Here is an 8,383-nt window from a genome sequence, read left to right as displayed (position 1 = left end):
GACCAAGTCGAAAAACTTCGACCACACCTGCGGCGGATACGACCGAGTACAACCCTTCTGACGATCTCCCACAACATCTCCTTCAATTCGAGATGTTGCCTAGACCGGTGGAATCCGCCCGGCACACCTGCACGTAACTCGCGACGGTCGCGACCTGTGCGCGCGACGAGCGGCATACCTGCGCCTAACTCGCGAGGGTCGCGACCTGTGCACGTGACGAGCAGGCACGCCCGCCCAGATCCGACGTTCGCGACAGCCCTCCGGCGACGCCCCGCGCGATATGCTGATTGTCAACAATCAAACACGCCGGCCGGCTGGTATGTCGCCAGCGAATGACGTAGCGTGCGCGGCCGGGGATCGCCGGTGGGCGACGGATCGCCTTCCGCCCACGACATCCCGATGACCTGCGGGCCCGAGAGCGTGGCCGGCAGCGGGCAGCCAGGAGTGCAAACCACCACGAGGGAGGCGCACATGCCAGCTCAACCGAGTGACAGCGAGATCCACGGGAGTCCCGGCGATCAGCCGGTCTCCACCAAGACCCTGCGCCGCGCCGTCGGCGCATCGATGATCGGCAACGCCACCGAGTGGTACGACTACGGCGTCTACGCCTACCTGGTGGCGGAGCTGACCACGAACTTCTTCCCCGGCCACTACGGACAGCTCGCCACCTTGCTCGTGTATGCCGTGTCCTTCGTCCTGCGCCCGCTCGGCGGCATCGTCTGGGGCCCGATCGGTGACCGGATCGGCCGCAACAAGGTCATGGCGCTGACCATCATCCTGATGGCCGTCGGCACGTTCCTCGTCGGCTGCATCCCGAGTTATGACTCCATCGGCATCTGGGCGCCGATCCTGTTGATCCTGCTCCGCGTCGTGCAGGGCTTCTCCACCGGCGGAGAGTATGGCGGCGCCGCGACCTTCATGGCCGAGTACGCGCCCGACAAGCGCCGTGGTTTCTGGGGCTCGTTCCTGGAGTTCGGCACGCTCACCGGTTTCAGCGCCGGCATCATCGTCACGCTGATCCTGCGCGCCGCGCTCGATCAGCACCAGATGAACGTATGGGGCTGGCGCATCCCGTTCCTCATCGGGCTGCCGCTCGGCCTGATCGGGCTCTACCTGCGCAGCCGGATGGAGGACACCCCGGTCTTCCAGGAGCTGCAGGAGAAGAACGAGGTGGAGGACGCGGCGACCGGAGCGCTGAAGAACCTGCTGCGGGAGCACTGGCGCCCGATCGTGAAGCTCTTCGGCCTGGTCATCGCGCTCAACATCGCGGACTACACGCTGCTCACCTACATGCCCACCTACATGAGCGGTTCGCTCGGGATCTCCGCGACGCAGTCCGACATCGTGGTGCTGATCGGTCAGCTGTTGATGATGGCGCTGATCTGGGTCACCGGCGCGGCGTCGGACCGGGTCGGACGCAAACCCATGTGGTGGTTCTCGCTGACCGCCACCTTCGTCTGCGCCGTCCCGTGCTTCTGGTTGATGGGGCAGGGGCTCGGCTGGGCGATCGTCGGGTTCGCCGTGCTGGGCCTGGTCTTCCTGCCGCAGCTCGGCACCATCTCGGGGACGTTTCCGGCGATGTTCCCGGCCCACGTGCGCTACGCCGGTATGGCGATCGGCTACAACGTCGCCACCGCGGCCTTCGGTGGCACCGTGGCGTCCGTGGACGACGCGCTCGTCAACGCGACCGGCAACCGCTACATGCCGGCGTTCTACATGATGGCCGCGATGATCGTCGGCATGATCGCGCTGAGCTTCGTGCCGGAGACCGCCGGCAGGTCGATCCGCGGCCGGGGTGTGCCCGGTCAGCGCCCGGAGGATGGTGTCCCCGAGCACGCCACGCCGCACGCGTCCGGCATCCGAGGCAGCTGAGCTCCCTGACGTCATACGTCTCGGGTGGCGCGGCACATGATCGGGTGCTCGGTGGGTAACCCTCACCGACCACCGTCACAACCCGTGAGGAGAGATCATGCCCCAGGAGCCCGCGCAGCAGCCGCCCGCCAGCGAGGAGCAGATGCGGAACAAGCCGGACCACGGCGAGGAGAGTTACCAGGGATCCGGCCGGCTCGACGGCAAGGTAGCGGTGATCACCGGTGCCGACAGCGGCATCGGAAAGGCGGTCGCGATCGCCTACGCGCGCGAAGGTGCCGACGTGCTGATCTCCTACCTCAGCGAGGACGCGGACGCGGAGGACACCAAGCGGTGGGTCGAGCAGGCCGGCCGCACCGCGGTCCTGGTCCGCGGCGATCTCGCCGACCCGCAGCACTGCCGTGAGGTGATCGACCGGGCCGTGCAGGAGTGGGGGCGGATCGACGTCCTGGTGAGCAACGCCGCGTTCCAGATGACCTACGAGTCGGTGGAGGACATCCCCGACGACGACTGGGACCGGACCTTGGCGACGAACCTCAGTGCGCTGTTCCACCTGGTGAAGGCCGCCGTGCCGCACATGGGACCGGGGTCGTCGATCATCGGCTCGTCCTCGGTCAACTCCGACACTCCCAGCCCGACGCTGATGCCGTATGCCGCGACGAAGGCGGCCATCGCCAACATGACCGCAAGCCTCGCGCAATTGCTGGGCCCCAAGGGAATCCGCGCGAACAGCGTGGCGCCCGGGCCGATCTGGACACCCCTCATCCCGTCCACCATGCCCCAGGAGAAGGTGGAGAGCTTCGGCAAGGACACGCCCCTGGGACGCCCCGGTCAGCCGGCCGAGCTCGCGCCGGTCTACGTGCTCCTGGCGTCGGACGAGGCGAGCTACGTCTCCGGCGCGCGGGTCGCCGTGACCGGCGGCCGGCCCGTTCTCTGAGCCGGCGCGGAGCGTCTCGTCATACGTCTCGGGGCGGTGCTTCGTCGGCGCCACCGTGCGCCGCGCCGAGGATGAGCACGCTCGCGGCCACGACGAGGAGCATTCCGAGCAGCTTGACCGCCGACAGGTGCTGACCGAGGACGACCAGTCCGGCGCCCGCGGCCGCAACCGGTTCGAGGGACAGCAGGATGCCGAAGACGTGCGGCGCGATCCGGCGCAGCGCCACGAGTTCCAGCGAGTAGGGGATAACCGAGGACAGCACCGCGATGCCCGCGCCCTTCAGCAGCGCGTCGCCGCTGAGGAGGGACCGGCCGGCCTCGAGGGCGCCGAACGGCAGCACGACGACCGTCGCGAGCAGCATGGCGATGGCGAGCCCGTCCAGGCCCGCGAAGTGCCGGCCGGTGCGGCNGAGGAGGGACCGGCCGGCCTCGAGGGCGCCGAACGGCAGCACGACGACCGTCGCGAGCAGCATGGCGATGGCGAGCCCGTCCAGGCCCGCGAAGTGCCGGCCGGTGCGGCGCGAGGTCAGGATGTATGCCGCCCAGAGCGCGCCGGCCGCGAGCGCGAGCAGGATTCCCGGTCCGTCCAGCTCGCGCAGTGGCGTGGTGGCCGCACCGGACACGAGCACCACTCCGGCGGCGGCCAGCAGCACCGCGACCGCGTCGCGGACATGGCGTGACAAGACGGCGGACAGCGCGAGCGGACCGATGAATTCGATGGTGACGGCGACGCCGATCGGGAGGCGTTGCAGGGAGCCGTAGAAGCACAGGTTCATCGCGCCGAGGACCACCGCGTATGCCACGACGGCGCTCCAGTCGGTCCGGCTCCGGCCGTGCACGGACGGCCGCAGGCAGGCGCACAGGATGATGGTGGCGATCCCGAGCCGCAGAGCCACCGAGCCGGCGACTCCGACCAGCGGGAGCAGCGTCGCGGCGAGCGCCCCGCCGAACTGCACCGAGGCGATGCTGCCGAGAACCAGCAGCGGCGCGGGGACGCCGCCCGGGCCGGCTGCTCGACGTTTCACATCGGGATCATATTTTTCCGTCGTGCAGCTGCCGGATCCGGCCGATCACCTTCAGCGTCTCCTGGCGCGGCGCCGGCATGTCCTCCTCGACGACGAACTCGCCGGTGGACGGCGAGTGCAGAATGCGGCCGGCGTCCGTGACGATGCCGACGTGGTGCAGGGGGTTGCCGGGATAGCCGAAGAAATACAGGTCGCCCGGCCGTGCCTGGTCCAGCGGGACGTCCTCGCACGCGTGGTACTGGTCGCCGCCGTCACGAGGGAAGAGCACTCCGAGCTGCCGCAAGCTGTGATGCACCAGGCCGGAGCAGTCGAGGCCCGCCGGCGAGATGCCGCCCCACAGGTAGGCGAGGCCGAGGTGACGGCGCGCCGCGGCGAGGAAGTTGTCGACGGTCGGTGCCGTGCCGGTGTCCGGCAGGCTCTCCACCGGTGCGTCCTCGACCGGTCGGAGGTGCGCGGTGCGCACGTAACCCGGGTAACCGGTGGCGCTGCCGTCATACAACTGCCAGGGCGCGGTGACCTTGGTCCAGCCGTCCTCGGCCGTGCCGGTGATCAGCACCGGCTCGTCCCGAAGCAGCTCGGAGTCGAGGCGTTCGTAGAGACCGAGCCGGCCCGCTTCGAGTGTCGGCTGCGCGTCCAGGTCGGCCAGCCACTGCGCGTGGTCGGGAGCGTCGGCGACGATCGGCGCGTCGATCGGGCGAGGTGCGTCGGGCGCGTTCCACAGCCCGGTGACGTCGACGTTCACAATTGCCAGTTGGGCGGAACTCCTGTCAATGATCACCAGGCCATCCAACACGGTCGTGGCGACGGCCGCACTCACCAGCCCCGGGCGCGCCACTCCGCGAGGTGCGGGCGCTCGGCGTCCAGGGTGGTGTCGTCGCCGTGGCCGGGATAGACCCACGTGTTGTCGTCATACCGACCGAACACGCGGTGCTCGACGTCGTCGAGCAACTGCGGGAACGACTGGTAGTCATAGTGGTTCGTCGCGCCGACGCCGCCGGGGAAGAGCGAGTCGCCGGTGAAGAGATGGGTCAGTCCGTCCTCGCCCCGGAAGGACAGCGCGATGGAGCCAGGGGTGTGGCCGCGCAATGCGACGACGTCGAGCCGCAGCGTGCCGACCTGCACGGTGTCGCCGTCGGCGAGCCGGCGGTCGACGGCCACCGGGAGCTCGTCGGCGTCGTCGGCGCCCGCCAGCGTCTCCGCGCCGGTCTCGCGCACGGCATCCTCGAGGGCGCGCACGTGGTCCCAGTGCCGGTGGGTGGTGACGATCTGCGTCACGCGGCCACCATCGGCGGCGATCATCGCGCCGATCGCCGGCCAGTCGGCGGCTGCGTCGACGAGCAGCGCCTCGCCGGTGGCCGGATCGGTGATCAGGTAGACGTTGTTGTGCATGTCGGAGACGCTGATCTTGCTGATCCGGGCGTTGCCCGTATCACGTGTCGCAGCGGCATCACCCGGTGACACCTGTCCGTCGTAACTCATCGCGTCTGTCGCTCCGTCCGGTCGTGGATTCGGGGTTGTCGGTGGTGCGACCTAGCATGGAGTTCGTGCCTTCGTCGACCTCATCCACCGTGCCATCTACACGAGGCCGCGACCACCTCAGGGTGCGTGGTGCTCGCGAGCACAACCTGCAGGACATCTCCATCGACATCCCGCGCGACGCGCTCGTCGTCTTCACCGGCCTGTCGGGGTCAGGCAAGTCCTCGCTGGCGTTCGACACCATCTTCGCCGAGGGTCAGCGCAGGTATGTCGAGAGCCTCTCGGCATACGCTCGGCAGTTCCTGGGGCAGATGGACAAGCCGGACGTCGACTTCATCGAGGGGCTGTCGCCTGCGGTCTCGATCGACCAGAAGTCCACCAACCGCAATCCCCGCTCGACGGTGGGCACCATCACCGAGGTCTACGACTACCTACGCCTGCTGTTCGCCCGGGCGGGCCGGCCGCACTGCCCGGTCTGCGGTGAGCCGGTGGGCCGGCAGACGCCCCAGCAGATCGTCGACCAGCTGCTCGCGCTGCCGGACCGCACGCGCTACCAGGTGCTGGCGCCGGTGGTGCGGTCGCGCAAGGGCGAATACCTGGAGCTGTTCGCCGAGCTGCAGGCCAAGGGCTATTCACGAGCCCGTGTCGACGGTGAGGTGGTCACTCTCACCGAGCCGCCGAAGCTCGCCAAGCAGAAGAAGCACACCATCGAGGTCGTGGTCGACCGGCTGGTCGCCAAGGAGGGCGACACCTCGGCCAAGCAGCGCATCACCGACTCGGTCGAGACCGCGCTCGGGCTGGCCGGCGGCGTGATGATCGCCGACCTGGTCGACCTGCCCGCCGACGACCCGAAGCGGGAGCGGCGCTTCTCCGAGAAGATGGCCTGCCCCAACGAGCACCCGCTGACCATGGACGAGATCGAGCCGCGGTCGTTCTCGTTCAACAGTCCGTTCGGGGCGTGCCCCACCTGCACCGGCATCGGCACCGAGCTGGAGGTCGACGTCGACCTCGTCATCCCCGACCAGGACAAGTCGATCCGCGAGGGTGCGATCCTGCCCTGGGCGCAAGGGGCGCAGTCCTCCGACTACTTCCTGCGCGTGATCGGCGCGCTGGCCGAGGAGCAGAAGTTCAGTCTCGACATGCCGTGGCGGGCGCTGCCCGAGCGCGCGAAGGAGGCGCTGCTGCACGGTCGCAACCACAAGGTGCACGTCAAATACCGCAACCGCTACGGCCGTGAGCGCAGCTACTCCACCGGCTTCGAGGGCGTCATACCGTTCATCAAGCGACGGCACGAGGAGACCGAGTCCGACTGGAGCCGCGACCGCTACGAGGGCTTCATGCGCGAGGTCCCCTGCCCGGTCTGTCACGGTGCGCGGCTGAAGCCGGAGTCGCTCGCGGTCACGATCGGCGGCCGGTCGATCGCGGAGGTGTGTGCGCTGCCGATCTCGGAGTCGGCCGGTTTCCTCGACAGCGTCGACTTCACGCCGCGGGAGCGGCAGATCGCCGAGCGGGTGATCCGCGAGGTCGACGCCCGGCTCGGCTTCCTGCTCGACGTCGGGCTCGACTACCTCTCGCTCGACCGGCCGGCGGCCACGCTGTCCGGTGGTGAGGCGCAGCGCATCCGGCTGGCCACCCAGATCGGCTCCGGGCTGGTCGGGGTCCTCTACGTGCTGGACGAGCCGTCCATCGGGTTGCACCAGCGGGACAACCACCGATTGATCGAGACGCTGACCCGGTTGCGCGACCTCGGCAACACGCTGATCGTCGTCGAGCACGACGAGGACACCATCGCGACCGCCGACTGGGTGGTCGACATCGGTCCGGGTGCGGGGGAGCACGGCGGCAAGGTCGTCCACTCGGGGACGGTCAAGGAGCTGCTGGAGCAGCCCGACTCGATCACCGGCGCCTACCTGTCCGGTCGCCGGGAGATCCTGACTCCTGCGATCCGCCGCCCACAGGACGGCCGGCAGATCGTGGTGCGCGGAGCGCGCGAGCACAACCTGCAGGACGTCGACGTCGCCATACCGCTCGGCAACCTCGTTGCGGTCACTGGCGTCTCGGGCTCGGGGAAGTCGACGCTGGTCAACTCGATCCTCTACAACGTGCTCGCCAACCAGCTCAACGGTGCCCGGCACGTGCCGGGCCGGCACCGCACCGTCGAGGGTCTGGACCAGCTCGACAAGGTGGTCCACGTCGACCAGAGCCCGATCGGGCGGACACCGCGGAGCAACCCGGCGACCTACACCGGCGTGTTCGACAGCATCCGCAAGCTGTTCGCCGAGACCACCGAGGCAAAGGTCCGCGGTTACCAGCCCGGACGGTTCTCGTTCAACGTCAAGGGCGGCCGGTGTGAGGCGTGCAGCGGTGACGGCACGATCAAGATCGAGATGAATTTCCTGCCGGACGTCTACGTTCCGTGCGAGGTGTGCCACGGCGCGCGCTACAACCGCGAGACGCTCGAGGTGCACTTCAAGGGCAAGACGATCGCCGACGTGCTCGACATGCCGATCGAGGAGGCCAAGGACTTCTTCGCGGCCGTGCCGGCCATCGCCCGGCACATGAACACGCTGGTGGACGTCGGCCTCGGCTATGTGCGGCTCGGGCAGCCGGCGCCGACGCTCTCCGGTGGCGAGGCGCAGCGTGTCAAGCTCGCGTCCGAGCTGCAGAAGCGCTCCACCGGCCGGACGATCTACGTGCTCGACGAGCCGACGACCGGCCTGCACTTCGAGGACATTCGCAAACTGCTCGGTGTGTTGCAGGGGTTGGTCGAGAAGGGCAACACGGTCATCGTGATCGAGCACAACCTCGACGTCATCAAGTCGGCCGACTGGATCATCGACATGGGTCCGGAGGGCGGGCACCGGGGCGGCACCGTCGTCGCGACCGGAACACCCGAGGAGGTCGCCGAGGTCGCCGAGAGCTACACCGGCCAGTTCCTCGGCCCGCTGCTCGCCAAGTCGACACGCGCGGTGCGTCCCTCCCAGCACCAGGCCGGCACGGCGACCAAGGCGGCGACGAAGCGCGGCAGCAAGACGTCCGCGAAGAAGACCGTCGCCAGTAAACCGAGCCGCGTTCGC

The 8,383-nt window shown here is 68.9% G+C and carries 6 protein-coding genes; 3 read left to right on the top strand and 3 right to left on the bottom strand.

Features of this window, described 5'->3' with window-relative positions; all coding sequences use genetic code 11:
* Positions 1–471: 471 nt before the first annotated feature.
* Both ACN8HC_RS19615 and ACN8HC_RS19610 read left to right on the top strand, forming a co-directional pair.
* A complete protein-coding gene (locus ACN8HC_RS19615; RefSeq protein ID WP_490076525.1) occupies positions 472–1,872 on the top strand; it encodes an MFS transporter in 1,401 nt (466 codons plus the stop codon).
* A 97-nt stretch (positions 1,873–1,969) separates the two neighbouring features.
* Positions 1,970–2,806, top strand: coding sequence for an SDR family oxidoreductase (locus ACN8HC_RS19610; protein ID WP_490076524.1), 837 nt, complete (start codon positions 1,970–1,972; stop codon positions 2,804–2,806).
* 19 nt (positions 2,807–2,825) lie between these two features.
* On the opposite strand, the gene ACN8HC_RS19605 is transcribed toward ACN8HC_RS19610, so the two are convergent.
* Genes ACN8HC_RS19605 through ACN8HC_RS19595 form a run of 3 tightly spaced genes read right to left on the bottom strand, consistent with a single transcriptional unit; the run spans position 2,826 to position 5,309 of the window.
* Complete coding sequence (locus tag ACN8HC_RS19605; protein ID WP_490076523.1) at positions 2,826–3,830, bottom strand: EamA family transporter; 1,005 nt, start codon at positions 3,828–3,830, stop codon at positions 2,826–2,828.
* A 7-nt stretch (positions 3,831–3,837) separates the two neighbouring features.
* A complete protein-coding gene (locus tag ACN8HC_RS19600; RefSeq protein ID WP_490076522.1) occupies positions 3,838–4,608 on the bottom strand; it encodes a C40 family peptidase in 771 nt (256 codons plus the stop codon).
* 35 nt (positions 4,609–4,643) lie between these two features.
* Entirely contained in the window at positions 4,644–5,309 is a 666-nt protein-coding gene (locus ACN8HC_RS19595; protein ID WP_490076521.1) for an MBL fold metallo-hydrolase, read from the bottom strand.
* Between the two features lie 56 nt (positions 5,310–5,365).
* On the opposite strand from ACN8HC_RS19595, the gene uvrA reads away from it, so the two are divergent.
* Positions 5,366–8,383: excinuclease ABC subunit UvrA (gene uvrA, locus ACN8HC_RS19590; RefSeq protein ID WP_490076520.1), on the top strand; the 3,018-nt coding region annotated here is incomplete at its 3' end.

Source organism: Flexivirga sp. YIM B11880, assembly GCF_058148645.1.
This window is presented reverse-complemented; position numbering and strand designations above follow the sequence as displayed.